At 48.1% G+C, this 1591-nt stretch carries 1 protein-coding gene; it reads right to left on the reverse strand.

Going from position 1 to position 1591, the window contains the following annotated elements; translation table 11 throughout:
* Positions 1 to 119: 119 nt before the first annotated feature.
* The coding region (gene thiC, locus R7P35_RS24060) for a phosphomethylpyrimidine synthase ThiC (protein ID WP_318092841.1) at positions 120 to 1591 on the reverse strand (1472 nt) is incomplete at its 5' end.

Below are 1591 nucleotides of genomic sequence, written 5' to 3' on the forward strand. Positions count from 1 at the left end.
CGGGCTTACGCCCAACTCAATCTCATCAATACTAAAACCCTGTTCTTTCGCCAACAATAAACTCTGCTGAACAGATCCTGTCAGCGGAATTAACGACGATGGAATAAGGATTTTAGCCATTACTCATCCGCCTCGGCGTGCACGGCTGGGTGATAAAGCTCTGAGCCTGTCGCACGAAACTCTTCAGACTTCTTACGCATGCCTTCCAGCGGGTCATCTAACATCTTGATAGAAATCGCCTGATCCGCGGCAACTTGCTCTGTATCTTTGGCATACTCCCTGACTTCTTGAGAAATCTTCATTGAGCAGAATTTAGGGCCGCACATTGAGCAGAAGTGCGCTACTTTTCCAGACTCTTGCGGTAGCGTTTCATCATGAAATGCACGTGCCGTATCGGGGTCTAAAGCGAGGTTAAATTGGTCTTCCCAGCGGAATTCAAAACGCGCCTTTGATAAGGCATTGTCACGAACTTGTGCTCCCGGATGCCCTTTTGCTAAATCCGCAGCATGCGCAGCTAGCTTGTAGGTGATCATACCGGTTTTAACGTCTTCTTTATTTGGAAGCCCCAAGTGCTCCTTAGGGGTCACGTAACACAACATAGCGCAGCCATACCAACCAATCATCGCCGCGCCAATACCGGATGTAATATGGTCATAACCCGGAGCTATATCTGTCGTTAGAGGACCCAAGGTGTAGAACGGCGCTTCATGACAGTGTTCCAACTGTTGGTCCATATTCTCTTTGATCATGTGCATTGGAATATGGCCAGGGCCTTCAATGATGACCTGTACATCATATTCCCATGCGATTTTCGTCAACTCGCCGAGCGTACGCAGCTCTGCAAATTGCGCTTCATCGTTCGCGTCTGCAACCGAGCCAGGACGCAAGCCATCACCAAGAGATAGAGCGACATCGTACTTCGCACAAATTTCACAGATCTCGCGGAAATGGGTGTATAAGAAGCTTTCTTGGTGATGCGCTAGACACCACTTAGCGATAATCGAGCCACCACGCGAAACAATCCCCGTCACTCGTTTCGCCGTCATTGGAACATAGCGAAGTAGTAAACCAGCATGGATAGTAAAGTAATCAACACCCTGCTCTGCTTGTTCGATTAACGTGTCGCGCATGACTTCCCAATTCAGGTTCTCAGCAATGCCATTTACTTTCTCCAAAGCCTGATACATAGGAACCGTACCAATTGGCACCGGGCTATTGCGTAAAATCCATTCGCGAGTTTCATGAATGTTACGGCCGGTAGAAAGGTCCATCACGGTATCGCCACCCCAGCGTGTCGCCCAGACAAGTTTCTCCACTTCTTCTTCGATTGAAGACGTGACCGATGAGTTACCAATATTGGCATTCACCTTAACTAAGAAGTTACGGCCAATAATCATTGGTTCAGATTCTGGATGATTGATATTCGAAGGAATGATGGCGCGACCTTCTGCGACTTCTTTACGAACGAATTCTGCAGTAATGTCTTTAGGTAGATTTGCACCGAAGCTTTGGCCGGAATGCTGCTGAGTCAGCACGTCATCGCGATATTGAGCGCGACCCATGTTCTCACGCAGTGCAATGTATTCCATTT

The organism is Vibrio sp. Vb0304, from assembly GCF_033338995.1.
Lineage (GTDB): Bacteria > Pseudomonadota > Gammaproteobacteria > Enterobacterales > Vibrionaceae > Vibrio > Vibrio alginolyticus.